Annotated in this window: 19 protein-coding genes; 8 read left to right on the top strand and 11 right to left on the bottom strand. The window is 61.0% G+C overall.

The features are described from left to right. Positions 1 to 185: 185 nt before the first annotated feature. Together cysS and ACM6JM_RS25490 are read right to left on the bottom strand one after the other, a co-directional pair. Positions 186 to 1,568 carry a cysteine--tRNA ligase gene (gene cysS / locus ACM6JM_RS25495; protein ID WP_039767472.1) on the bottom strand — a complete coding sequence of 461 codons (1,383 nt, stop codon included), beginning with the start codon at positions 1,566 to 1,568 and terminating at the stop codon, positions 186 to 188. A 20-nt stretch (positions 1,569 to 1,588) separates the two neighbouring features. Continuing rightward, a complete protein-coding gene (locus ACM6JM_RS25490) occupies positions 1,589 to 3,289 on the bottom strand; it encodes a glutamine--tRNA ligase/YqeY domain fusion protein (protein WP_414882726.1) in 1,701 nt (566 codons plus the stop codon). Positions 3,290 to 3,539: 250 nt separating this feature from the next. Here ACM6JM_RS25490 and ACM6JM_RS25485 point away from each other — a divergent pair, with 250 nt between their 5' ends. Next, positions 3,540 to 4,046 carry a peptidylprolyl isomerase gene (locus ACM6JM_RS25485; RefSeq protein ID WP_039767476.1) on the top strand — a complete coding sequence of 169 codons (507 nt, stop codon included), beginning with the start codon at positions 3,540 to 3,542 and terminating at the stop codon, positions 4,044 to 4,046. Then, the gene (lpxH, locus tag ACM6JM_RS25480) at positions 4,043 to 4,798 is read left to right on the top strand and encodes a UDP-2,3-diacylglucosamine diphosphatase (protein WP_414882725.1); all 756 of its coding nucleotides are present in this window, start codon (positions 4,043 to 4,045) and stop codon (positions 4,796 to 4,798) included. The genes ACM6JM_RS25485 and lpxH overlap by 4 nt, the downstream gene beginning before the upstream one ends. 137 nt (positions 4,799 to 4,935) lie before the next feature. Here lpxH and ACM6JM_RS25475 read toward each other — a convergent pair whose 3' ends face one another. From ACM6JM_RS25475 to ACM6JM_RS25445, 7 genes are all read right to left on the bottom strand, one after another. Continuing rightward, positions 4,936 to 6,465, bottom strand: a complete 1,530-nt coding sequence (locus ACM6JM_RS25475; protein ID WP_085690026.1) for a DHA2 family efflux MFS transporter permease subunit — start codon at positions 6,463 to 6,465, stop codon at positions 4,936 to 4,938. A 92-nt stretch (positions 6,466 to 6,557) separates the two neighbouring features. Continuing rightward, the gene (locus tag ACM6JM_RS25470) at positions 6,558 to 7,760 is read right to left on the bottom strand and encodes an efflux RND transporter periplasmic adaptor subunit (protein ID WP_414882724.1); all 1,203 of its coding nucleotides are present in this window, start codon (positions 7,758 to 7,760) and stop codon (positions 6,558 to 6,560) included. A gap of 15 nt (positions 7,761 to 7,775) precedes the next feature. Beyond that, positions 7,776 to 9,245, bottom strand: a complete 1,470-nt coding sequence (locus ACM6JM_RS25465) for an efflux transporter outer membrane subunit (RefSeq protein WP_414882723.1) — start codon at positions 9,243 to 9,245, stop codon at positions 7,776 to 7,778. Then, positions 9,235 to 9,717, bottom strand: coding sequence for a MarR family winged helix-turn-helix transcriptional regulator (locus tag ACM6JM_RS25460; protein ID WP_011334990.1), 483 nt, complete (start codon positions 9,715 to 9,717; stop codon positions 9,235 to 9,237). The genes ACM6JM_RS25465 and ACM6JM_RS25460 overlap by 11 nt, the downstream gene beginning before the upstream one ends. A gap of 259 nt (positions 9,718 to 9,976) precedes the next feature. Beyond that, on the bottom strand, positions 9,977 to 13,651 hold the full coding sequence (locus tag ACM6JM_RS25455; protein ID WP_414882722.1) for a translocation/assembly module TamB domain-containing protein: 3,675 nt from the start codon (positions 13,649 to 13,651) through the stop codon (positions 9,977 to 9,979). Further along, entirely contained in the window at positions 13,648 to 15,375 is a 1,728-nt protein-coding gene (locus ACM6JM_RS25450) for an autotransporter assembly complex protein TamA (protein ID WP_064597778.1), read from the bottom strand. Before ACM6JM_RS25450 ends, ACM6JM_RS25455 begins: the two co-directional genes overlap by 4 nt. A gap of 66 nt (positions 15,376 to 15,441) precedes the next feature. Beyond that, a complete protein-coding gene (locus ACM6JM_RS25445) occupies positions 15,442 to 16,092 on the bottom strand; it encodes a GNAT family N-acetyltransferase (RefSeq protein ID WP_007951503.1) in 651 nt (216 codons plus the stop codon). 174 nt (positions 16,093 to 16,266) lie between these two features. Here ACM6JM_RS25445 and xthA point away from each other — a divergent pair, with 174 nt between their 5' ends. Beyond that, complete coding sequence (gene xthA, locus ACM6JM_RS25440) at positions 16,267 to 17,079, top strand: exodeoxyribonuclease III (protein ID WP_085612688.1); 813 nt, start codon at positions 16,267 to 16,269, stop codon at positions 17,077 to 17,079. Between the two features lie 116 nt (positions 17,080 to 17,195). Then, positions 17,196 to 18,530, top strand: coding sequence for a substrate-binding domain-containing protein (locus ACM6JM_RS25435; RefSeq protein WP_414882721.1), 1,335 nt, complete (start codon positions 17,196 to 17,198; stop codon positions 18,528 to 18,530). Between the two features lie 141 nt (positions 18,531 to 18,671). On the opposite strand, the gene ACM6JM_RS25430 is transcribed toward ACM6JM_RS25435, so the two are convergent. Beyond that, complete coding sequence (locus ACM6JM_RS25430; protein ID WP_074688994.1) at positions 18,672 to 19,901, bottom strand: acyl-CoA dehydrogenase; 1,230 nt, start codon at positions 19,899 to 19,901, stop codon at positions 18,672 to 18,674. A gap of 176 nt (positions 19,902 to 20,077) precedes the next feature. On the opposite strand from ACM6JM_RS25430, the gene ACM6JM_RS25425 reads away from it, so the two are divergent. The 3 genes from ACM6JM_RS25425 (at position 20,078) to ACM6JM_RS25415 (ending at position 22,523) form a co-directional block, all read left to right on the top strand. Continuing rightward, on the top strand, positions 20,078 to 21,022 hold the full coding sequence (locus ACM6JM_RS25425) for a LysR family transcriptional regulator (protein ID WP_011334997.1): 945 nt from the start codon (positions 20,078 to 20,080) through the stop codon (positions 21,020 to 21,022). 55 nt (positions 21,023 to 21,077) lie between these two features. Next, positions 21,078 to 21,479, top strand: coding sequence for a MerR family transcriptional regulator (locus ACM6JM_RS25420; RefSeq protein ID WP_039767497.1), 402 nt, complete (start codon positions 21,078 to 21,080; stop codon positions 21,477 to 21,479). 144 nt (positions 21,480 to 21,623) lie between these two features. Continuing rightward, positions 21,624 to 22,523 (top strand): hydroxymethylglutaryl-CoA lyase, encoded by a 900-nt coding sequence (locus ACM6JM_RS25415; protein ID WP_007951509.1) that lies wholly within the window; start codon positions 21,624 to 21,626, stop codon positions 22,521 to 22,523. Between the two features lie 241 nt (positions 22,524 to 22,764). Here ACM6JM_RS25415 and ACM6JM_RS25410 read toward each other — a convergent pair whose 3' ends face one another. Beyond that, positions 22,765 to 23,100: a hypothetical protein gene (locus ACM6JM_RS25410; RefSeq protein ID WP_414882720.1), complete on the bottom strand. Its 336-nt coding sequence runs from the start codon at positions 23,098 to 23,100 to the stop codon at positions 22,765 to 22,767. A 494-nt stretch (positions 23,101 to 23,594) separates the two neighbouring features. Here ACM6JM_RS25410 and ACM6JM_RS25405 point away from each other — a divergent pair, with 494 nt between their 5' ends. Then, positions 23,595 to 23,960, top strand: a complete 366-nt coding sequence (locus ACM6JM_RS25405; protein WP_414882719.1) for a DUF6124 family protein — start codon at positions 23,595 to 23,597, stop codon at positions 23,958 to 23,960. The last annotated feature ends 53 nt before the right edge of the window (positions 23,961 to 24,013 follow it).

Genomic DNA, 24,013 nt, shown 5'->3' with positions numbered 1-24,013 from the left:
TCGTTCCCACGTCGAGGCGTCGAACCGTCTGCGTGGGAACGCCTCATTGGACGCTCCGCGTCCGCTTCGGCATGGGACGCGGAGCGTCCCGGGCTGCATTCCCACGCGGAGCGTGGGAACGATCAATGCGAACCGAAAAACAAAAACCCGCACAAGGCGGGTTTTGTTTGTAGCAAGCGCAGCGATCAGTCAGCCAGACGCCAGGTCGTGCCGCCCTTGCCGTCTTCCAGCACCACGCCCATGGCGGTGAGCTGGTCGCGGATGCGGTCGGATTCGGCCCAGTCCTTGCCGGCACGTGCCGCCAGACGCGCAGCGATCAGCGCCTCGACTTCGGCTGCATCCACGCGCCCTTCGGCACCAGCTTGCAGGAAGTCGTCGGCTTCGAGCTGCAACACACCCAGCACGCTGGCCAGTTCTTTCAGACGCGCCGCCAGACCGGCCGCGGCATCGAGATCGCTCTCACGCAGACGGTTGATCTCACGCACCATCTCGAACAGCACCGCGCAGGCTTCCGGCGTGCCGAAGTCGTCGTTCATCACCGTGGTGAAACGCTCGACGAACGCTTCGCCGCCAGCAGGTGCCACGTTCGGCAGGCCTTTCAACGCGTGGTAGAAACGCTCCAGTGCGCCCTTGGCGTCCTTGAGGTTGTCTTCCGAGTAGTTGATCGCGCTGCGGTAGTGGCTCGACACCAGCAGGTAACGCACGACTTCCGGGTGGTACTTGTCGAGCACGTCGCGAATGGTGAAGAAGTTGTTCAAGGACTTGGACATCTTCTCGCCATTGATACGGATCATGCCGCAATGCATCCACGCGTTGGCGTAGGTCTTGCCGGTGGCCGCTTCGCTCTGGGCGATTTCGTTTTCGTGGTGCGGGAACTCGAGGTCGCTGCCGCCGCCATGAATGTCGAAGGTCTCACCGAGGCAGCAGGTGGACATCACCGAGCACTCGATGTGCCAGCCCGGACGCCCGGCGCCCCACGGCGATTCCCAGCTCGGCTCGCCCGGCTTGACGCCTTTCCACAGCACGAAGTCCAGCGGATCTTCCTTGGCTTCGTCGACCTCGATCCGCGCACCGATGCGCAGGTCTTCGATCTTCTTGCGCGACAGCTTGCCGTAGCCCATGAACTTGCCGACGCGGTAGTACACGTCGCCATTGCCCGGGGCGTAGGCGTAACCCTTGTCGATCAGGGTCTGGATCATCGCGTGCATGCCAGGGATGTGATCCGTGGCGCGCGGCTCCATGTCCGGCTTCTGGATGTTCAGGCGCGCTTCGTCTTCGTGCATCGCCGCGATCATGCGCTCGGTCAACGCTTCGAACGACTCGCCGTTCTCGTTGGCCCGGTTGATGATCTTGTCGTCGATGTCGGTGATGTTGCGCACGTAGGTCAGGTCATAACCGCTGAACCGCAACCAGCGGGTCACCAGGTCGAACGCGACCATGCTGCGGCCGTGGCCCAGGTGGCAGTAGTCGTACACGGTCATCCCGCAGACGTACATGCGCACCTTGTTGCCATCCAGCGGCTTGAAGACTTCTTTGCTCTTGGTGAGCGTGTTGTAGATCGTAAGCACGGTGTTTCCTTAAGACTTGATCACTGGCCCCACGAATCGCGCAGGGTCACGGTACGGTTGAATACCGGCTGACCTGGTTTCGAGTCCTTGATATCCGCGACGAAGTAGCCTTCGCGCTCGAACTGGAAACGGTCTTCCGGCTGTGCGTTGCCCAGCGAGGGTTCAGCACGACAACCGGTCAGCACTTGCAGTGAGTCAGGGTTGATGTTGTCCAGGAAACTCGCGCTGTCTTCGGCCTTCTCCGGGTTCGGAGAACGGAACAGGCGATCGTACAGACGCACTTCGCACTCGATGCTGGCAGCGGCCGGCACCCAGTGGATCACGCCCTTGACCTTGCGGCCTTCAGGGTTCTTGCCCAAGGTGTCCGGATCGTAGGAGCAACGCAGTTCGACGATGTTGCCGTCGGCGTCCTTGATCGCTTCGTCGGCACGGATCACGTAGCTGCCGCGCAGACGCACTTCGCCGTTCGGCTCCAGGCGCTTGTAGCCTTTTGGCGGTTCTTCCATGAAGTCATCGCGGTCGATGTAGATTTCACGGGCGAACGGCAGCTGGCGCACGCCAAGTTCTTCTTTCTGCGGATGACGCGGCAGTTCGAGGTTCTCGATCTGGCCTTCCGGGTAGTTGGTGATCACGACTTTCAACGGACGCAGCACGCACATGGCGCGCGGGGCGTTCGCGTCCAGGTCCTGACGGATGCTGAACTCGAGCATGCCAAAATCGACCACGCCGTCGGAACGGTTGGTGCCGATCATTTCGCAGAAGTTGCGGATCGACGCCGGGGTGTAGCCACGGCGGCGGAAGCCCGACAGCGTCGACATGCGCGGATCGTCCCAGCCGTTGACGTGTTTCTCGTCAACCAGTTGCTTGAGCTTGCGCTTGCTGGTGATGGTGTAATTGAGGTTCAGACGGCTGAACTCGTACTGACGCGGGTGCGCCGGCACTGGCAGTGCGTCGAGGAACCACTCGTACAGCGGACGATGGCTTTCGAACTCCAGGGTGCAGATCGAGTGGGTGATGCCTTCGATGGCGTCCGACTGACCGTGGGTGAAGTCGTAGTTCGGGTAGATGCACCACTTGTCACCGGTCTGGTGGTGATGGGCGTGGCGGATGCGGTACATGATCGGGTCGCGCAGGTTCATGTTCGGCGAGGCCATGTCGATCTTGGCACGCAGTACGCGGGCACCGTCCGGGAACTCACCGGCGCGCATGCGGGCGAACCAGTCCAGGTTCTCTTCCACCGAACGGTCCCGGAACGGGCTGTTCTTGCCCGGCTCGGTCAGGCTGCCACGGTATTCCTTGGCTTGCTCGGGCGTCAGGTCGTCGACGTAGGCCTTGCCGGCCTTGATCAGTTCAACGGCCCAGTCGTGCAACTGGTCGAAGTATTGCGAGGCGTAGCGCACTTCGCCGGACCATTCGAAGCCCAGCCATTTGACGTCGCTTTCGATCGCGTCGATGTATTCCTGGTCTTCCTTGGCCGGGTTGGTGTCGTCGAAACGCAGGTGAGTGACGCCGCCGAACTCCTGGGCCAGGCCGAAGTTCACACAGATCGACTTGGCGTGGCCGATGTGCAGGTAGCCGTTGGGCTCAGGCGGGAAACGGGTGACGATCTGCGTGTGCTTACCCGAGTCCAGGTCCGCCTGGATGATCGGGCGCAGGAAATTGACCGGCGTAACGGGGCCGGTCTTGGAATTCGAGGTAGGGTCGACAGTGGGCTTGCTCATAGGATCCTTGAACATACAGTGCGCGGCCGGGACACGGGCCTGACAAAACAAAGCGGCTATCATAGCCGATGCTGTCAAGCCCCTGACAGAGCAGGGCTTAAAAGGAATGCATTTAATCGCCGGGTTTTGAAAAACAGCCTCGAAATTCGCGCCTGTCACGCTAAACTGCGCACCTTGGCCCTCACGGGCTGAACCGGTACGGGGCCCAAATGTCCCAATACCCACGAATTCCTTATAAAGAGCATCGATCATGACTCAAGTTAAATTGACCACCAACTTCGGTGACATCGTCATCGAACTGAACGCTGAAAAGGCGCCTCTCACCACCGCCAACTTCATCGAATACGTCAAGAAAGGTCACTACGAGAACGTCGTGTTCCACCGCGTAATCAAAGGCTTCATGATCCAGGGCGGCGGTTTCGAGCCAGGCATGAAAGAAAAGAAAGACAAGAGCCCGAGCATCCAGAACGAAGCCGACAACGGTCTGAAGAACGACAAGTACACCATCGCCATGGCCCGCACCATGGACCCGCATTCGGCTTCGGCACAGTTCTTCATCAACGCCTCCGACAACAGCTTCCTGAACCACACCGCCAAGACCGCTCAGGGCTGGGGTTATGCCGTGTTCGGTAAAGTGGTTTCGGGCACCGACGTTGTCGACAAGATCGAAGGCGTTTCCACCACGTCCAAGGCAGGCCACCAGGACGTACCCGCAGACGACGTGATCATCGAGAAAGCCGAGATCATCGAAGCGTGATATTGCTGATTTCAGACTTGCATCTGGAAGAGGAGCGCCCGGACATTACCCGGGCGTTTCTGGATTTGCTCGCCGGACGCGCCCGCTCGGCGAGTGCGTTGTACATTCTGGGCGACTTCTTCGAAGCGTGGATTGGCGACGACGCCATGACGCCCTTCCAGCGTTCCATCTGCCAGGCCCTGCGCGAACTCAGCGACAGCGGCACGGCGATATTTCTGATGCACGGCAATCGCGACTTCATGCTCGGCAAGGCCTTCTGCAAGCAGGCCGGCTGCACGCTGTTGAAGGACCCGAGTGTCGTGCAGTTTTACGGCGAGCCCGTATTGCTGATGCACGGCGACAGCCTGTGCACCCGCGACGAAGCCTACATGAAGCTGCGCCGCTACCTGCGCAATCCGCTGAGCCTGTTCATCCTGCGCAACCTGCCGTTGCGCACCCGGCACAAACTTGCGCGCAAGCTGCGCAACGAAAGCCGGGCGCAGACGCGGATGAAGGCCAATGACATCGTCGATGTCACGCCGGAGGAAATTCCGCGGATCATGCAGGAATACGGGGTGAAAACCCTGGTTCACGGGCACACCCATCGCCCGGCGATCCACAAGTTGCAGATCGGCGATCAGGCGGCGAAGCGGATTGTGCTGGGGGATTGGGATCGTCAGGGTTGGGCGTTGCAGGTGGATGAGAACGGGTTTGCGTTGGCGCCATTCGACTTCGCACCGCCGCCAGCACTGCCCGCCCCCGCCACCGCCTGATCGTTCCCGGACTTAGTTGATCGTTCCCACGCTCTGCGTGGGAATGCCTCAATGGACGCTCCGCGTCCGCTTCGGCATGGGACGCGGAGCGTCCCGGGCTGCATTCCCACGCAGAGCGTGGGAACGATCTGCCTGACTTAGTGACCGCTGGCGGCCGGCCCTGCCTTCGCAGCAAACGGCGGTTTAGCCAGCCACACAATCAGAATCAACCCCATGAACCCCCACCCCAACAACGTGAAGTAATCCACGGTGGAAAGCATGTACGCCTGACTCGTCAGCACATGATCCAGCTGCGCATACGCCGGATTGCTCGCCCCGCCCAACTGATTCAACGCTTCACGGGTCGCCGGCTCATAGGTGCTGATGCTCTCGCTCATATAGGCATGATGCTGATCCGCCCGGCGAATCCAGATCCACGTCGTCAACGACGCCGCAAAACTGCCGCCCAATGTCCGCAGGAACGTCGCCAGACCCGCACCATCGGCAATCTGGCTCGGCGGCAGGTCCGACATCAGAATGCTCAAGGTCGGCATGAAGAACAGCGCCACCCCAATCCCCATGAACAACTGCACCAGAGCGATGTGCTGGAAGTCCACTTCGTTGGTGAACTCGGCGCGCATGAAGCAGCTCAGACCGATCGCCAAGAACGCCAGCCCGGCCAGCAGGCGCAGGTCGAACTTGTGCGCGTACTTGCCGACAAACGGCGACAGCAGCACCGGCAGAATACCGATCGGTGCCACCGCCAGACCGGCCCAGGTCGCGGTGTAGCCCATCTGGGTCTGCAACCACTGCGGCAGGATCAGGTTGATGCCGAAGAACCCGGCGTAACCCAACACCAGCACCAGCGTGCCGATGCGGAAGTTGCGATAGGCAAATAGCCGCAGGTTGACCACCGGATGCTGGTCGGTCATTTCCCAGATCACGAACACCGCCAGCGCGATCACCGAAATCGCCGCGCCGATGATGATGAAGTTCGACTCGAACCAGTCCAGGTCATTGCCCTTGTCGAGGATCACCTGCAACGCGCCCACGCCGATGATCAGCGTGATCAGCCCGACGTAATCCATCGGCTGATGGCTGGTGACCACCGGGCGTTTGGCCAGCTGCTGGCGCACCACCATCACCGCGAAGATCCCGATCGGCACGTTGATGAAGAAAATCCACGGCCAGCTGTAACTGTCGGTGATCCAGCCGCCGAGGATCGGCCCGGCAATCGGCGCCACCACCGTAACCATCGCCAGCAACGCCAGGGCCATGCCCCGCCTCGCCGGCGGATACACCGCAATCAGCAGTGTCTGGGTCATCGGGTACAACGGCCCGGCCACCAGGCCTTGCAGCACGCGGAAGCCGATCAGTTCCGGCATCGACGTGGAAATACCGCAGAGGAACGAAGCCAGCACAAACAGGATGGTCGCCCACAGAAACAGCTTCACCTCGCCGAAGCGACGGCTCAGCCAGCCGGTGAGCGGCAGCGCAATGGCGTTGCTCACGGCGAACGAGGTGATGACCCAGGTGCCCTGCTCCGAACTCACGCCGAGGTTGCCGGAAATGGTCGGCAGCGCCACGTTGGCGATGGTGGTGTCGAGCACCTGCATGAAGGTCGCCAGCGACAGGCCGATGGTGCTGAGCAACAGGCTGGGCGGCGTGAAAGAGGCGTTATTGCTCATCGCGAATCCTATGAAGCCGGGTTGGCGCCGTGTCTGTTACGGACAAAGCTGCCCTTTGTGGGAGCAAGCCCGCTCCCACAGGGGGAAAGAAGTCAGCGTTGCGCAGTCTTGCTGACCGCCGCGCTGTTGTCGTGGATCAACTGGGTGATCATCGCGTCGGCTTCGGCCAGTTGGCGGTCGTAGACGTTGGTGCTGAACGAGGCCTTTTGCGGCGGCTGCTGGGCCAGTACCGGACCGCTCTGGTCGTGCAGGTTGACCTCGACATTGGTCGACAGGCCGACGCGCAGCGGGTGTTTGGCCAGCTCTTCGGCGTTGACGTGAATCCGTACCGGCACACGTTGCACGATCTTGATCCAGTTACCGGTGGCGTTCTGCGCCGGCAACAGGGCGAACGCGCTGCCGGTGCCCGCGCCGAGGCTATCGATGGTGCCGTTGAACTTGACGTCGCTGCCGTAGATGTCCGACTCGATCTCCACCGGTTGGCCGATGCGCATGTCACGCAGTTGGGTTTCCTTGAAGTTGGCGTCGATCCACAGCTGATCCAGCGGGATCACCGCCATCAGCGCGGTGCCCGGCTGCACACGCTGGCCAAGTTGCACGGTGCGTTTGGCGACATAACCGGTGACCGGCGCAATCAAGGTGCTGCGCGCGTTGGTCAGGTAGGCCTGGCGCAGTTGCGCGGCGGCGGCCATCACGTCCGGGTGCGAGGAGACCACGGTGTCATCGACCAGCGCGCTGGTGGTTTTCAGCTGCTGCCTGGCGTTGGCCAGGGCGTTTTGCGCCGAGGTCAGGTCATCGCGAGCGTGGGACAGTTCTTCCTGGGAAATCGCCCCGCCGGCCGCGAGGTTTTTCCGGCGGTTGAAGTTGTCCTGGGCTTTCTGCACTTCGGCCTGTTGCGCATTGACCTGGGCCTTCATGCCGTCGACGTTGCTGTACAGGCCGCGAACCTGACGCACGGTGCGGGCCAGATTGGCCTTGGCACTTTGCAGGCCGACTTCGGCATCGTTCGGGTCGAAGTTGATCAGCACCTGGCCTTCATGCACCAGATCACCATCGTCGGCACCGATGCTGACCACGGTGCCGGTCACCAGCGGAGTGATTTCCACCACGTTGCCGTTGACGTAGGCGTCGTCGGTGCTTTCGCTCCAGCGCCCGATGAATTCGTGATACGCCCAGACGCCGGCACCGGCGAGGGCAACCACAACGGCCAGTACCAGCAGCATCACCTTGCGTTTGCGCGGATTGCCAGTGTCCTGGGCGTTGTCTTGAGCTTGTGTGTTTTCGGCAGTGGCCATGACAAGTACCTTGAATTAGTTGTGCGGCGTGGCTGGGGTGGCGTTGGCTGCGGTCAGGGTTTCACCCTGGAAGCCGCCGCCCAGCGCTTGCATCAGTTGAATCGACAGGTCGATCTGCTCGGCATTCAGGTTGGCCAGCTGACGCTGGGCCTGCAGCAATTGCTGCTCGATGCTGAGCACGTCCAGGTAGTTGCCGATGCCGGAACCGTAACGCTGGACGACGGTGTTGTAAGAGTCCTGGGCAATCTCGGTCGCGTGCTGCTGGGCGCCGATCTGCCGGCCGATGTCACGCAGCTGGTTGATCGTGTCGCTGACATCGCCCAGGGCTTTCACCAGGCTTTTGTTGTACTGCGCCACGGCGAGGTCGTAATCGGCGTCGCGGGCATCGAGGTTGGCGCGCAGACGTCCGCCATCGAAGATCGGCACCGAAATCGTCGGGGCAATGTTGAAGAAGCGACTGGCGGAACCGAACATCGCGTCCCCCAACAAGGATTCGGCACCGGCCGAAGCCGACAGGTTCAGGTTGGGGTAGAAGCGGGTCTTGGCCGAATCGATGTCCTTGCTTGCCGCCTCGACACGCCAGCGCGCCGCGACCAGATCCGGGCGACGGCCCAGCAGTTCGGCCGGCAGCATCGATGGCAGTGCGACAGCGCTGGCTTGCAGGACTTTCGGCCGAGCGATTTCGTTGCCGCGATCCGGGCCTTTGCCGAGCAGCACGGCCAGGGCGATTTTTGCGCTGTTCAGGCGTTTTTCGGCGTCGATCAGGCTGGCTTCGGAGCTGGCTTCCAGACTTTGGGTCTGCTGGAACTGGTACTGGCTGTCGATCCCCGAGCTCAAACGACGCTGGCTCAGGTCGAGCATCTGTTTGGTGCGCTTCAAATCTTCGTTGGCCAGGTCATAGACGATGTGCGCCTGACCCAGATCGCTGTAGGCCCGAGCCACGTCGGCGGCGAGGGTCAGTTGCGCGGCCTGACGGTCAACTTCGGCGGCACGGGCCTGACCGAGTGCGGCTTCCCAGGCGTCACGCTGACCGCCCCAGAGGTCGAAGTTGTAATTGAAGCCGGCGCTGATGTTGCGCACGGTGGAGTAAGCCCCGCCCTGCCCCAGCGGATCCTGATCTCGGGCCAGACGCGAACGGCTGATGCCGGCGCTGGCGTCGAGGGTCGGATAGCGCTCGGCATCGGCGGCGTACGCGGCGGCACTGGCCTGATGGGCGCGGGCGTCGGCGATCTGCATGTCCGGGCTGTCTTTCAGGGCTTCGCGAATCAGGCCGTCGAGCTGCGGATCGCCGAGGCTGGTCCACCAGTCGCTCTTCGGCCAGGCGGCCTGGGACAGGGTCACGCCGTTGAGCGATTGCCCGGTCTCAAGGGTTTTCGCATCGAGGCTGGCGCCCTGGGTATCGAGGCCGCTGTAGTTGGCGCAACCGGCGAGGATCATCGCCGACAGCACCAGTGTCAGGCTGCTGCGCAAGGTTTTACCGCTCATTGTGTTCACCTAACCGCTGGATGGTGATGGGGTCACCGGCTGCCAGCAAAATTTTCTTGAGGATGTATTCCAGGGTTTTCAACTCGTCCGGGGTCACGGCGCCGGCCAGCTCATTCATGGCGTCGGCGCCGATGTGCGGCAGGCGATCGGCCAGTTGCTGGCCCTGCTCGGTGAGTTTCAGTTGCACCTGACGGCGATCGCCTTCGCTGCGTTGGCGAACCAGAAAGCCTTTCTGCTCCAGACGATCGAGCATGCGAGTCATCGAACCGCTGTCCAGCGACAGATGCCGGCACAGCTCGGCCGGGGTGTCGACGCCGAACTGGGCCATGATGATCAACACCTTGAACTGCGCGGCGGTGATGCCGTGGGGTTCCATGTGGGTGTCGATGATCTTGTCCTTGAGCAAGGCCGCACGGCCGAGCAACAGGCCGAGATGGCAATGCTGGAATTCGTCTGGGGTGAAATGCTTCATGTGCTCACCTAATAACTGCCTAGGCAGTGAATGTATGTCGAGATGTTACTGCCTAGGCAGCGAATGTCAACGTAATAGTTAGGTTGCTTTGTAATTAGCCGATCACTGACCGCGCAAGATCGTTCCCACGTCGAGGCGTCGAACCGTCTGCGTGGGAATGCATGAATGGCCGCTCTGTGTCAGCTGTTGAATGGGACGCGGAGCGTCCGGGGCTGCATTCCCACGCGGAGCGTGGGAATGATCAGGAGGGAAAAGCGGGCTAGAAATCCCGCTTGTAGAAAATGTCCAGCGAACTGGCCACGCCGCTGGCGGCTTCGAGGTAGACCTTTTTGCTCAGCTTGTAGCGCAGGGCGATGGTGTTGGCCGGCTCGAACACACCCACGCCGTAACGCAGGCTGAGTTTTTCCGAGATGTTGCCGCTGGCCACCACGCTGGTGGTGTTGCCGCTGCCTTGGGTGTCGAGCTGGAAGTCCTGAATGCCCAGATCACTGGCCAGACTGCTGGTGACCCCGGAACTGCCCATCAGGCCCAGGCCGAGCGCGGCCTGCGCGAGCATGTTGTTGTCCTCGCCGGTGGTGCTCAGCGGACGTCCCAGCACCAGATAAGACAGCGCCTGTTCCTGGCTCATGGCCGGTTCCGAGAAGATCTGTGTCGTCGGCTGCTCGGCGCTGCCGCTCAGGCGGATGCCTGCGATCACGTCATCGGTCTGGCGAATCGCTTCGATGTCCAGATACGGCTGATCCAGCGGCCCGGCGAACAGCAGACGCGCGCGACGTACCGTGAGGCGCTGGCCGTAGGCGCGGTAGCGTCCGTCGTTGAGCCACAGTTCGCCGCGAGTATCCATGTTGTCGCCGATGTGCACCTGGCCTTGCAGGTTCGCGGTCAGGCCGAATCCGGCGAAGCTCAATTTGTCCTGGCCGACCACCACATCGATGTCCATTTTCATCGCCAGCGGCGGCTTGCCCTCTTCGGTCTGCGCGCCGACGATGATCGTGTCATCGGAGACTTTCACCGTCGATGGCGGCAGTTCCCGCACAGTGATTTCGCCTTTCGGTACCAGCACCTTGCCGGCAATCGCCAGCTCATCGCCGGCCATGGAAATCTTCAGGTCCGGCGCTACCTCCAGTTTCGCGTAGGGCTCGACCGTGACCGGCAATTGCGTGCCCTTGAGCGCCAGATCCACCACCAGCGCCTGACCCCAGGCGATGTTGCCGTTCAGACTGCCCTGCCCGCTCTTGCCGCTTTTCCAGCCGCCGTTCAATTGCACGGCTTCACCGGCGATCACCGCTTGCAGTTGCAACGCTTGCAGCTCGATCGGCAACTCCGGCCCGGACACTTCGCCGTCGCTAAGCTGCACGGTGCCGTTGACCAGCGGCGCGAGCAGCCCGCCGGAAATCGTGCCGCTGCCGTTCAGGCGCCCGGTGAGTTTCTCGACCATCGGCACAAACGGCCGTGCCACCGACAGGTCAAGCCCGCTGAGGCGGAATGCACCGCTGAGCGGCTTGTTCTTCGGCAGCGGATTGAGCTGTGCCTGCACCATCAGTTCACCGAGCTTGCCGCCGACGAAGTTGAGATCAGTGTCGATGCGCTTGGGCGTGAGTTTGCTGGTGAGCTTGAGGGTCTGGTACGGGAAGTCGACCCACTGATCCTTTTCCTTCATGCGCAAGGTGCCGCCGCTGGCATCAACGCTGATCTGGCCGTTCGGGCCGCTGGCCGGCAGGTCCAGTTGCAGGTCGGCGTTGAGCTTGCCCTGCCAGGCGAAATCCTTCGGCAGCCACTGCGCCAGGCTTTCGATCGGGAATTGCTTGAGGTGATAACGCAGCTTCGGCTCCGGCATCAGGCGCTGATCTTCACCGCACAGGCTGGCATTGCCGGACATCCAGCAATGGGCGCCGAAGTTGATCTTGCCGTCGGCCAGACGCTCGAGTTTCGCCGGGTTTTGCAGTTTCCAGTCCTGACCGCCGGCCTGAATGTCACCGCTGGCCAGACGCCCGCGCCAGTTGCCTTTGTCCAGATTGCCGTCCAGACCCAACGCCAGTTTCAGCTTGGGCCCGAGCAGGTCGAGGTTGAGTTTCTGGTTTTTGATATCGCCCTGAGCGCTGGCGGTCAGGGTGCCCAGCGACGTATCGCCGGCCTGGATGCCGCTGCCCTTGAGGTCGATTTTCGCCCGTTGCGCGCTGTCGAGGGTGGCATCGAGGTTGAGGCTTTGAAGGCGGTTGTCCTGGAACGCCAGTTGCGAACCCTGCAGGCCGAGCTTGCCCTGCGGCGCCTTGAGCGTACCGGCAACATCGACCCGACCGTTGATCTGCCCGCGCAGCTGCGGCCAGAGCTGGGCCAGACGCGCCAGTTTGATGTCGATCTGCCCGGTGAGTTTCTGTTGCAGGCTGCCCTTGCCGTTGATGCTGTTGTCGCCGAGGCGGATTTGCAGGGCATTCAGATTCCACTGCTCGCCCGCGCCGTCGGCCTTGGCTTGCAGGATCGCCGGTTGCCCGCGCAGTTTGCCTTTCAGATCGAGGTCGGCATTCAGACTCAGGCGCTCGTTCTTCATTTCGCCTTTGCTCTTCAACGGGCCGGCCAGGGTGCCCGGCAGCTCCGCGACCCAATACGCCGGGTTGAGCGCCGACAGCTCCAGCGCGGTGTCCCAGGCGATGCCATCGGCGAACTGCACGTTCACATGGCCTTCGGCCTTGCCCTGCCCGGCTTCGAGTTTCAGTTGCGGCAGGAAGATCTGCTTGAGATTGCCACTGAACGGACTGCTCAGGCTGAACGCCCCCGCCGGACCATCTGCAGCGGCGGCGAAGTTACCGAGGTACTGACCGTCGGTGTAGGAGACTTCGCCGGTGAAGGTACGCAACGTGACCTGCGGCTCGTCGATTTCCGGATAGAGCCGGTGCCAGGGGAAATCCAGCCAGTTGATATTGGCCTGGGCGCTGAGGCCTTTGCTCCAGTCGACATTGCCAGTGAGCTTGAGGCTTTGCTTGTCGTTGGCCGTCAGATCGAGGCCGGCAATCTGTGCACCGTTGGCGTCGACCTTGCCTTTGAGCAACAGCGCTACCGGGCCTTTATCGGCAGGCAGCGTCGCATTGCCGAGCAATTGGTAACCGTTTTTCAGGTCGCCTTCGCCGGTCAATAGCAGTTGATTGAATTGCAGCGTGTCCGGCAGATCCGCACTCGGCTTGAACGCCTCCGAGGTGATCCGCACTTTGGCCGGCAGGTTTTCCGCCAACGGTTGCAGTTCGCCGCTCAACTGGCCGTCGAGGTAGCCACGGCTGTCGGCGTTAAGGTTGAGGGTTTTTAGCAGGTCGCCGTCGATTTTCAGCGCCAGCGTCCACGGCTCGGGCGCCGGCGACGGCAAGGTCAGATCACCGGTGATGTTCAGCGGCCAGTTGCCGGTCGGTTGTAGCAGGCCGGAGAGGTTCAGGCTCAACTCGTCGCGTTGCAGTTTCACGCTGTCGATCTGCATGCCTTTGGCCGTCCAGTGCGCCGCCAGTTGCAGGCCTTTCAATTCTTCGCTGCCGTTGAACAACAGGCTGCCGACCTGCACGTCGCCCAGCTCAATGGCCACGGGCAATTGCAGATCAGGAAGTTTGATTGGGCCGCTTTCGGTGACTTCTTCGCTCGGCGGAAATTGCAGGCTGACGGTATCGGCCTTGAGCTGTTCGATGCACAACGTCATGCGCGTCAGACACAGCGGCGACCATTCGAAGATCGGTTTGCTCAGCTCGACGCGGCTGCTGTCCTGCTGCCACAGCAGATGATCGGCGCTCCATTGCCCACCGAGACGACCCTGGAAATCGTCGACGCTCAGGCCCGGCACCAGACCCAGCACCCAACGGCTGCCGGCCTGCGTTCCGAGGACAGCGGTGATGCTCAATACAATCAGCAGCACCAGCGACAACAGCGCCAGCGCCGATATTTTCAAACCACGCTTCACAGCTCAGGCCCCATGGAAAAGTGCAGCCGGATGCCGCCATCGTCGTCCAGCGCATGGGCCAGGTCGAGGCGGATCGGCCCCACCGGCGAAACCCAGCGCACACCGATACCGACCCCGGTCTTGAGGTTCGGCAGTTCGAGTTTGTTGAAGGAGTTGCCCTGATCGACGAAGGTCGCCACGCGCCACTTCTCGGCAATCGAGTATTGGTATTCGACGCTGCCGGCCACCATATAGCGCCCGCCGATGCGGTCGCCCTCGGAGTTCTCCGGGGACAGACTCTGATAGTCGTAACCGCGCACGCTCTGATCGCCACCAGCGAAGAAGCGCAGCGACGGCGGCACCGATTTGTAGCCGTTGGTGGCGCTGCCGCCGACCTGCACCCGACCGAGCAAACGGTGCTTGTCGAACACGGTGGTCAGGCCCTTGATCAGCGCCGTGCCATAAAGCAGGTTGTTGTCCGAACCGAGGCCTTCTTTCGCCACTTTGCTTTCGAAGGTCAGGCGATAGCCGTTGTGCGGGTCGATGCGGTTGTCACTCTTGAGGTAGGAATAGCTGACGCCGGGCATCAGCAAGGTGCTCAGACCGGAGTCGTCGCCGAGCTGGTATTCCTCGCGCTGCCATTTCAGCGAGATCACCCGCTGCCAGCCGCTGGGCAATTTGCTGTGCCATTCCGGGCCGAAGGTCAGCAGCTTGCTCAAGGTGTCGGAACCGTCGATGTCCTCGTATTGATAACCGCCGGCCCAGCGCAGTTTATCGGTCAGCGGCGGGTCCAGCGGGATGTCGTAGAACAGACCGACGTTCTGCCGTGGCGCCGACAGTTCGGCCTCCCAGCCATAACTGTCGCCCTGCGGGTTGACCCAGTGACGGGTCCAGTTGGCCTTGATTCGCGGGCCGACGTCGGTGGAATAACCCAGACCCAGGCCCATGGTGCGCGGCTTGCGGGTGTCGAGTTTGACGTCCACCGGGATCACGTCGTTTTTCGCGGCGGTCGGCGCGGCGTCGACCCGCACGCCTTCGAAGTAGCCGCTCGATTGCAGGTCGCGGTTGAGTTCGGCGATCAGCTCGGAGTCATACGGCTCGCCGGCCTTGAACGGCACCATGCGTTGCAGCAGGTCTTCGTCGAACGGCGTGTCGCCTTCGAAGCTGACCTTGCCCAGCGCATAACGCGGGCCGCTTTCGTAGATCAGTTCGACGTCGGCGACCCCGGCGCGTGGATCGACCATCAATTTCTGGCTGGTGAAACGGCCACTGAAGAAGCCATAACGCGAGGCCTGGTTCTGAATCAGGCGCTTGGCGTCTTCGTAACGCCCATGGTTGAGCACCGCGCCGGGCTTGAGCACGTCACTCTTGGGGACTCGAAAGGATTTGAGAGAGGCCGCCGGACCGTCAACACGCACGGTCACGTTGCGCAGGCGAATCGGCTCGCCGGGATCGATGTTCAGCACCAGACGCGGTTTTTCACCGCCCTTGACGTCACTTTCGATCTGCGGCTGGTAATAACCCAAGGCCTGGGCCGCCTTGCGCGCCTGTTCTTCGGCGCCGCGACTGAAGCGCTGCAAGGCTTCTTCGTCACGATCGCCGAGACTGCCGATATAGCCTTCTATATTGGCTTTCAGTTCATCGTTGGACGGTTTGATCCGCACATCCAATTCACTTTGCGCCAGCGCCGCGCAGCTGGTTAACAGCATGAGCACGCCACTGGTAAATCTTCCTGGAAACTTCATAGGCGCGGATGCTATCACGGGCTTGGGAGCGTGATAGAACAGGAAATTTCCCAAAAAGTTCGACGGTTATCCCGTTGCAGTTTGTAACACCTGTGGGTTGGCGTGGAAAAACACGTGCTCGCGTACCGGGCCTACGGCCACTTCGCCGATTTCCTCGTAACCCTGACGCTTGTAGAACTCCAGGTAACGCGGGTTGCCGGTGTCGAGAATCACGCCTTGGGAGCTTTCGTCCACCGCGCACCAGTTGTGCACCGCTTGCAGCAGTTGCTCGCCGAAATGCTTGCCCTGAAATTGTGGATGCACGCCGAGCAGCGGCAGCATGTGCACCGAGTCGGTCGGCACGCAGGCCTCAACGGCGGCGTGATATTCCAGATAACGCCGGGTGCAGCGGAAACCGGTGCTCAGCACCATGCGCAAACGCCAGGCCCAGCTCTCGGTGACGCCCAGACGACGTTGCGGCGGCGCAATCAGGGCGATGCCGATCAAGCGGTCGTTGACCAACAGGCCGATGGCCGGCAGATCCTGCAGGAAATGCTGTTTGACCAGCTCCCGCACCGTGGCGCGCACCCGTTGCTCGTAACCCGGACGCTCGGCTTCGAACAGGTAAGCGAAGGTCGGCTCGTGACGATAGGCCTGATAAAGAAGGGATCGCGCTTCACGGGAATAGCCGCGGTCGAGCATATGAATGTCGGCGATGGCGGTTTGGGTTTCAGGCATGACGGTGATTCTCCCTGGACGGGACTCAAGAGGCCCCGTTCTTTTTATACGAGCCTTGGGCAGAAGGGATCGTTCCCACATCCGAAAGACATTAGCAGCGCATATGGACTACCGCCACGCTGGCCCAGATCCTACATGTCAGCTAGCATCGCCCTTTTGCCAGGACTGCCGACCATGAAGATCGTTTCCTTCAACATCAACGGACTGCGGGCCCGTCCGCATCAGCTGGCGGCGCTGATCGAAAAGCATCAGCCGGACGTCATCGGCCTGCAGGAAACCAAGGTCCACGACGACCAGTTCCCGCTGGATGAAGTGCGGGCCCTGGGTTATCACGTGTATTTCCACGGCCAGAAAGGCCATTACGGCGTCGCCCTGCTCTCGCGCCAGGAACCGATTGCCGTACACAAAGGTTTTGCCACCGATGAAGAAGACGCACAGCGGCGCTTTATCTGGGGCACATTCGCCGACGCCAACGGCGTGCCGGTGACGATCATGAACGGCTATTTCCCACAGGGCGAAAGCCGCGACCATCCGACCAAATTCCCGGCCAAACAGCGTTTCTACAGCGACCTGCAAGCCCTGCTGGAGAGCCAGTTCCACAACGAGCAGCCGCTGGTGGTGATGGGCGACGTCAACATCTCTCCGGAAGACAGCGACATCGGCATCGGCCCGGACAACATGAAACGCTGGCTGAAAACCGGCAAATGCAGCTTCCTGCCGGAAGAGCGCGAGTGGATGGCCCGCCTGAAAAACTGGGGCCTGACCGACAGTTTCCGTCACCTGAACCCGGACGTGACCGACACGTTCAGCTGGTTCGACTACCGCAGCCGCGGGTTTGAAGACGAGCCGAAACGGGGCCTGCGCATCGATGTGATTCTGGCGTCCCACGGTTTGCTGCCACGGGTGAAAGCCGCCGGCGTCGACTATGAACTGCGCGGGATGGAAAAGCCTTCGGACCATGCGCCGATCTGGCTGGAATTGAGCTGATTCGCTTGAAAGCAGAAGATCACAGCCAGCGGTGGTGATCTTCTGTCCTGTCATCTTTCAGAAACGTCTTTGACTTAATCTCCCCGGCAATCCCCTTGGCTGCAATCGGTGCCGGCATGACCCTGCGTGTTCTGTTCGTCTTTCTCCTGAGCGCCTGGCTGCAGGTTGGGTTTGCGGCGTTGCCCATTCCCGAGAACGGCCCGGTATTGCGCATCCAGGGTTCCAACACCATCGGCGCGGCGCTCGGTCCGGCACTGGTGGAAGGCCTGTTGCAAGATCAGGGGCTGTTGAAAGTCCACAGCGAAACCCCGGACACCGCCAACGAACAACGGGTCGTCGGCCTGACGGCCCAGGGCCAGAGGGTCGTGGTGGAAATCGCTGCCCACGGCTCGAGCACCGGTTTCACTGCACTCAAGAACGCCAGCGCCGATCTGGCCGCCTCTTCGCGCCCGATCAAGGACAGCGAACTGCTGAACCTGCAAGCCCGGGGCGATCTGAAAAGTCCCGACGCCGAGCAAGTCATTGCCATCGATGGCCTGGCGATCATCCTTCATCCCGACAATCCGCTGAATCAATTGAACACCGAACAACTGGCGCGGATCTTCAGTGGCGAGGCGAAGACGTGGGAAGACGTCGGCAGCAAGGGTGGGACGATTCATTTATATGCGCGGGATGATCAGTCCGGCACCTACGACACCTTCAAGGAACTTGTTCTCAGCCGTCGCGGGAAATCCCTGAGCAATGCCGCGAAACGGTTTGAATCCAGCGAACAATTGTCCGACGCGGTCAGTGCCGATCCTCAGGCCATCGGTTTCATCGGCCTGCCCTATGTGCGTCAGGCCAAGGCCGTGGCGATTGTCGACGGGCAATCCCAGGCGATGCTGCCACTCGCCAGCCTGATCGCCACCGAAGACTATCCGCTGTCGCGACGGTTGTTCTTCTATCTGCCACCCGACAGCAACAATCCCTGGGCGAAGGCCTTGGTGGAGTTTGCGCAAAGCCGTCGGGGCCAGGCGATTGTCGCGGCCAACGGTTTTATCGCCCAGACCGTGCAGGCCATCGCCGTTACGCCGAATGCGCTGATGCCCGAGGGTTATCAATCCCTCAGCCGCCACGCCCAGCGTCTGACCGTGAACTTCCGTTTCGAAGAAGGCAGCGCCAGCCTCGACAACAAGGCCCGTCAGGATCTGGCCCGGGTGTTCGACTATATAAAGCACCACGACAAGACCGACCGCGCGGTAACGCTGGTGGGATTCGGCGACGCCAAGGACGACCCGGCGCGGGCGGATTTGCTGTCGAAGCTGCGGGCGATGGCGGTACGGCGGGAGTTGGTGAAGAACGGCGTAGTGCTACGCGAGGTGCGCGGGTTTGGCGCGCTGATGCCGGTGGCGACCAACAATGGGGATGAAGGCCGGATCAAGAATCGGCGGGTTGAGGTTTGGGTTTACTGAGCGTCGAACCACTGATCGTTCCCACGCTCTGCGTGGGAATGCATACCGTGACGCTCCGCGTCACAGTGGACGCAGAGCGTCCATGGCTGCGTTACCACGCAGAGCGTGGGAACGATCAGGACTGACGCGGAATGTCTGTAATCAGCGCTCGCTACGCAGCATTTCCTTCGGCACATACTTGCCGATCTCGAACTTGCCGATCGCCGCGCGGTGCACCTCGTCCGGGCCGTCGGCCAGGCGCAGGGTGCGTTGCATGGCGTACATGTAGGCCAGCGGGAAGTCGTTCGACACCCCGGCCCCGCCATGGATCTGAATCGCCCGGTCGATCACCCGCAACGCGACGTTCGGTGCCACGACTTTGATCTGTGCAATTTCGCTCTTGGCGACCTTGTTACCCACGGTGTCCATCATGTACGCCGCTTTCAGGGTCAGCAGGCGCGCCATGTCGATTTCCATCCGCGAGTCAGCGATCTTGTCGACGTTACCGCCCAGACGCGCCAGCGGCTTGCCGAACGCGGTGCGGCTTACCGAACGTTTGCACATCAGTTCCAGTGCGCGCTCGGCCATGCCGATCGAACGCATGCAGTGGTGAATCCGGCCTGGGCCAAGGCGACCTTGTGCGATTTCGAAGCCGCGTCCTTCACCGAGCAGGACGTTTTCGTACGGCACCCGCACGTTGTCGAACAGCACTTCGGCGTGGCCGTGGGGCGCGTCGTCGTAACCGAACACCGGCAGCGGACGGAGGATCTTCACGCCGGGGGTGTCGACCGGTACGAGGATCATCGAGTGCTGGGCATGACGCGGGGCGTCGGGGTTGCTCAGGCCCATGAAGATCAGGATCTTGCAGCGCGGATCGCAGGCGCCGGAGGTCCACCATTTCTTGCCATTGATGACCCACTCGTCGCCATCACGCACGGCACGGGCGGCCATGTTGGTGGCGTCGGAGGACGCAACGTCCGGTTCGGTCATGGCGAACGCCGAGCGGATCTCGCCGCGCAGCAGCGGTTCGAGCCAGCGCTGCTTCTGTTCTTCGTTGGCGTAACGCACCAGCACTTCCATGTTGCCGGTGTCGGGGGCGGAGCAGTTGAACGGCTCGGGACCGAGCAGCGAACGGCCCATGATTTCCGCCAATGGCGCGTATTCAAGGTTGGTCAGGCCAGCGCCCAGTTCCGACTCAGGCAGAAACAAATTCCATAGCCCCTCGGCCTTTGCCTTGGCCTTGAGTTCTTCCATGATCGCCGTCGGCTGCCAGCGATCGCCTTCGGCAACCTGCCGTTCGAACACGGCTTCGGCCGGGTAAACGTAAGTGTCCATGAACGCGGTCACGCGCTCACGCAGTTCTTGCACCTTGGGCGAATAAGCGAAATCCATGAGCAATTACCTTTTTTCGGCAGGTTGTTTAAGTCATGCAATCGATGCTAGAACAGCGCTGATAATTTACCTAGCCTATTCTCGGCGTGTATAAACATTCATCACCGATATATGATTGGTTGATTTTCCTGGCCGCCCTGACCCGCGCCATTCACCTATAACAAGAGAGCCGCGTAATGAATCTGAGCAAGGTCGACCTCAACCTTTTCATCGTCTTCGACGCGATCTACACCGAAGCCAACCTGACCCGCGCCGGGCAGATTGTCGGCATTACCCAGCCGGCGGTGTCCAACGCATTGGCGCGGTTGCGCGAGACCTTCAACGACCCGCTCTTCGTACGTACGGCCCAGGGCATGGTGCCGACGCCCATGGCGCAGAACATCATTGGCCCGGTGCGCAACGCGCTGTCGCTGTTGCGGGTTTCGGTTCAGGAAAGCCGCATCTTCAACCCTTCGCAAGCAGTCAAGACCTACCGCATCAGCATGACCGACCTGACCGAAGCGGTGATTCTGCCGCCGTTGTTCCAGCGTCTGCGTCGTCTAGCGCCGACGGTGATCATCGAAAGTTTCCTGTCCAAACGCCGGGAAACCACCAAGGAACTGGCCGCCGGGCGTCTCGACTTTGCCGTGGATGCGCCGCTCAACACCGACCCGCAGGTGCGCCACGTCAAGCTGATGGAAGACCGTTACGTCTGCGCCATGCGCAAGGGTCATCCGCTGGCGACCAAGGAAAAATTCACCCTCGACGATTACCTGTCCCTGACCCACATTCATATTTCCAGCCGCCGCAGTGGCTTGGGCCACGTCGATCTGGCGCTGGGCAAGATGGGCATCCAGCGCAAGATCGCCCTGCGCTCGCAGCACTATCTGATGGCGTCCCAGGTGTTGCAGCAGACCGACATGGTCATGACCGTGCCGGAGCGTTTCGCCCGCCGCCATGACCTGCATGCGTTCAATCTGCCGGTCAACGATGTACCGCCGGTGGAAACCCATTTGTACTGGCACGAAAGCACCGATCAGGACCCGGCCAACCGCTGGATGCGCGAGCAGATGATCGAGTTGTGCCAGCAAGTGACAGCGCACGAGAAGAAGCTCGACAAGCTGCAGGCGCCCGCTACTTGACGTAAACGTCAACCTGCCATTAGCTTAGCGCCAAGACCCTTCTTCGAGCGCTTTCATGAGCAGCCAGACCTACAGCATTTCCGACCTCGCCCGCGAGCTGGACATCACCACCCGGGCGATCCGCTTCTATGAAGAACAAGGCCTGCTCAGCCCTGAGCGCCGAGGCCAGGAACGCATCTATTCGCCGCGCGACAAGGTCAGCCTGAAGCTGATCCTGCGGGGCAAGCGCATCGGTTTCTCCCTGGCCGAGTGCCGCGAACTGATCGAGCTCTACGACCCCTCCAGCGGTAACACCAAACAACTCAACAGCATGCTGGCGAAAATCAGCGAGCGCCGGGCACAGCTTGAACAGCAACTGCTGGACATCGAACAGATGAAGCTGGAACTCGACACCGCCGAAGAACGCTGCGTGCAGGCGCTGGAGCAGACGCTCAAGAGTCAGCAAGTCGCGCAGTAACAGCCACAATTCATCTCCTGTGGGAGCGGGCTTGCCCGCGAATGCGGTGTTTCAGAATCAGATTTGTCGACTGACACTCCGCCTTCGCGAGCAAGCCCGCTCCCACAAGGGGTTCCGCAGGAATTCAAAGAGCAGGTCAACACCATGTCCCTCCCCTCCCAAGTACGCCTGATCGAAGTCGGCCCGCGTGACGGCCTGCAGAACGAAGCCCAGCCCATCAGCGTCGCCGACAAGGTGCAACTGGTCGACGCGCTGAGCGCCGCCGGTCTCGGCTATATAGAAGTCGGCAGTTTCGTCTCGCCCAAGTGGGTACCGCAGATGGCCGGTTCCGCTGATGTATTCGCGCAGATCCAGCGCAAGCCCGGCGTGACCTATGGCGCGCTGGCGCCGAACCTGCGCGGTTTTGAGGATGCGCTGGCGGCCGGGGTCAAGGAGGTTGCGGTGTTTGCCGCTGCGTCCGAAGCGTTCTCGCAGCGCAACATCAATTGCTCGATCAGCGAAAGCCTGGCGCGGTTCGCGCCGATCATGGAATCGGCGAAACAGCACGGCGTTACCGTGCGCGGTTACGTGTCCTGCGTGCTCGGCTGCCCTTATGAAGGCGAGGTCGCCCCGGAACAAGTGGCCATGGTCGCCCGCGAGCTGTACGCGATGGGCTGCTACGAAGTATCGCTGGGCGACACCATCGGCACCGGCACCGCTGGCGCGACCCGCCGGCTGTTCGAAGTGGTCTCGAAACAGGTACCGCGAGAAAAACTCGCCGGCCACTTCCACGATACCTACGGCCAGGCCATGGCCAATATCTACGCCAGTCTGCTGGAAGGCATCGCGGTGTTCGACAGCTCGATCGCCGGCCTCGGCGGCTGCCCGTACGCCAAAGGCGCCAGCGGCAACGTCGCCACCGAAGACGTGGTGTACCTGCTCAACGGCCTGGGCATCGAGACCGGCATCGACCTCGACGCCTTGATAGCCGCCGGCCAGCAGATCAGTGCCGTGCTGGGCCGCCCGACCGGTTCGCGCGTGGCCAAGGCTCGCAGCGCACAGTGAGGGGATGGTGTTACCGCCGAGCGCGAAACGTGGGCACAAGCGAGTAACACGGAAACAAATTGTCTGGTTTTGCCTGAAGGAAAAATCCTTCAAAAATCTCAAACAATTGATTTACAAGGGTTTTTAAAAGTTGGCACGGCTTCTGCTATCTCTATGGCATAACAAGAATAAAAAGCAGCAAACCAATAAAAATAAGACGTACCGACTCTGACATAACAAAAACAACACGGCAGAGACGCAGCTAACAGATTTTTTTGGAGAAGGTGTGCTTTTCAGGGTATTCCTCGGAATGACCCGCAACCGGGCAGAGAACAATAAAACTACCTTCAGGTAGCTCCCGAATCGGTTGGATCGCTAGACGAGAAAGCAGATCAGCGCTCAAAAAAATACGTTTGCTCTTGACCCCGGATGGGGGTCGCCAAAAACAGCGGTAAAGGGCCACGGTTGCCAAAAACAACAACAGACCGCCCCTCAATAATAAAAAAGAGCACGCGACGACAAAATTAAAGGGGAGCTTCGGCTCCCCTTTGTGCTGTCTGGCGTTCTGAATTTGTCCGCGACGGATCTCCTTCCCCATTTCGATGTTCCTGCAAGCGCTCACTCGGCAAGATCTCAGTGAGGCGATTGATGCCGTGCCTCAACATCCAGCCCCACACATATAAGTAATCCCAACAAAAACACGGTGGGTTCACGGCTTTCGCTGTGTGTAAACACGACGCCGCATGTGCGTTTAAATTACACGAACCGTTACGCCATAAGGGCTACAACACCTTGCGTCGCTGCCTACGCGTACGCCAGAATCCGCCGGCTTACGCGGCTATGGGGTGGGCTATATCGTTTCCCTGTCACTGAAAAACAGTGATCGGGTTTGGTAGCCCGTCTGTAATAGCTGTATGGCAACACCGTATGCAGTCCCTTTTTGGGGCTCGGTTTTATGGTGGTCATGCGTGGGGCTCATTCGTGAGCGCCGGGTTCCTATTGCAGCCGGTCTACCAACCCGCGTATGGCCGCCACCCATCGTTTGGTAGCGTGGGTGATGGCTCCTTGAAGTCTGCGATAGGAGTTACACGTATGTTCAAAGCTACACCCAACCCGCCAGAAACCGATTCAATCCCCTACGACGCCGCACTCGAAGCCGAAAACATAAAAACGGCCACCGAGCGGGCGATCAATCATTACCTCGATCCTGGGGCGCAGAAGACGTCCAAGCCATCGCGCAAGCCCGGCAAGATCTATCTGGTCAATCCAACGGTGGATGACGAAACGCTGCTGGTCGAAGCGTGCGAAACGCTGTCGTCGGCCAGTGACATGGCCCGGGATCTCGGCGAAACCGTCGATCCGTCGCAGCGCAAGGCGATGCAGATACTGCAACAGGTCATCATGTTGAGTGAGCTGCTGGTCAATCGTGTGCTGGATAACCATCACGTCTCGCGGTAGTTGCCGCCTCGGTGAGGGGCTTGTCCCCTCACTGCCTGGCAGCCGTCTATAAA

Source organism: Pseudomonas sp. IT-P2, from assembly GCF_949767575.1.
GTDB classification, from domain to species: domain Bacteria; phylum Pseudomonadota; class Gammaproteobacteria; order Pseudomonadales; family Pseudomonadaceae; genus Aquipseudomonas; species Aquipseudomonas pharyngis.
This window is presented reverse-complemented; position numbering and strand designations above follow the sequence as displayed.

What these genes read in the sequence shown, in the direction of transcription:
- ACM6JM_RS25415 (WP_007951509.1), top strand. Translation starts at nt 21,624, where the DNA reads ATGTCCCTCCCCTCCCAAGTACGCCTGATCGAAGTCGGCCCGCGTGAC.
- ACM6JM_RS25405 (WP_414882719.1), top strand. Translation starts at nt 23,595, where the DNA reads ATGTTCAAAGCTACACCCAACCCGCCAGAAACCGATTCAATCCCCTAC.
- ACM6JM_RS25425 (WP_011334997.1), top strand. Translation starts at nt 20,078, where the DNA reads ATGAATCTGAGCAAGGTCGACCTCAACCTTTTCATCGTCTTCGACGCG.
- ACM6JM_RS25445 (WP_007951503.1), bottom strand. Translation starts at nt 16,092, where the DNA reads ATGCCTGAAACCCAAACCGCCATCGCCGACATTCATATGCTCGACCGC.
- ACM6JM_RS25475 (WP_085690026.1), bottom strand. Translation starts at nt 6,465, where the DNA reads ATGAGCAATAACGCCTCTTTCACGCCGCCCAGCCTGTTGCTCAGCACC.
- ACM6JM_RS25460 (WP_011334990.1), bottom strand. Translation starts at nt 9,717, where the DNA reads ATGAAGCATTTCACCCCAGACGAATTCCAGCATTGCCATCTCGGCCTG.
- ACM6JM_RS25490 (WP_414882726.1), bottom strand. Translation starts at nt 3,289, where the DNA reads ATGAGCAAGCCCACTGTCGACCCTACCTCGAATTCCAAGACCGGCCCC.
- xthA (WP_085612688.1), top strand. Translation starts at nt 16,267, where the DNA reads ATGAAGATCGTTTCCTTCAACATCAACGGACTGCGGGCCCGTCCGCAT.
- ACM6JM_RS25465 (WP_414882723.1), bottom strand. Translation starts at nt 9,245, where the DNA reads ATGAGCGGTAAAACCTTGCGCAGCAGCCTGACACTGGTGCTGTCGGCG.
- ACM6JM_RS25485 (WP_039767476.1), top strand. Translation starts at nt 3,540, where the DNA reads ATGACTCAAGTTAAATTGACCACCAACTTCGGTGACATCGTCATCGAA.
- ACM6JM_RS25410 (WP_414882720.1), bottom strand. Translation starts at nt 23,100, where the DNA reads ATGGGGAAGGAGATCCGTCGCGGACAAATTCAGAACGCCAGACAGCAC.
- ACM6JM_RS25435 (WP_414882721.1), top strand. Translation starts at nt 17,196, where the DNA reads ATGACCCTGCGTGTTCTGTTCGTCTTTCTCCTGAGCGCCTGGCTGCAG.
- ACM6JM_RS25430 (WP_074688994.1), bottom strand. Translation starts at nt 19,901, where the DNA reads ATGGATTTCGCTTATTCGCCCAAGGTGCAAGAACTGCGTGAGCGCGTG.
- ACM6JM_RS25450 (WP_064597778.1), bottom strand. Translation starts at nt 15,375, where the DNA reads ATGAAGTTTCCAGGAAGATTTACCAGTGGCGTGCTCATGCTGTTAACC.
- ACM6JM_RS25420 (WP_039767497.1), top strand. Translation starts at nt 21,078, where the DNA reads ATGAGCAGCCAGACCTACAGCATTTCCGACCTCGCCCGCGAGCTGGAC.
- ACM6JM_RS25470 (WP_414882724.1), bottom strand. Translation starts at nt 7,760, where the DNA reads ATGGCCACTGCCGAAAACACACAAGCTCAAGACAACGCCCAGGACACT.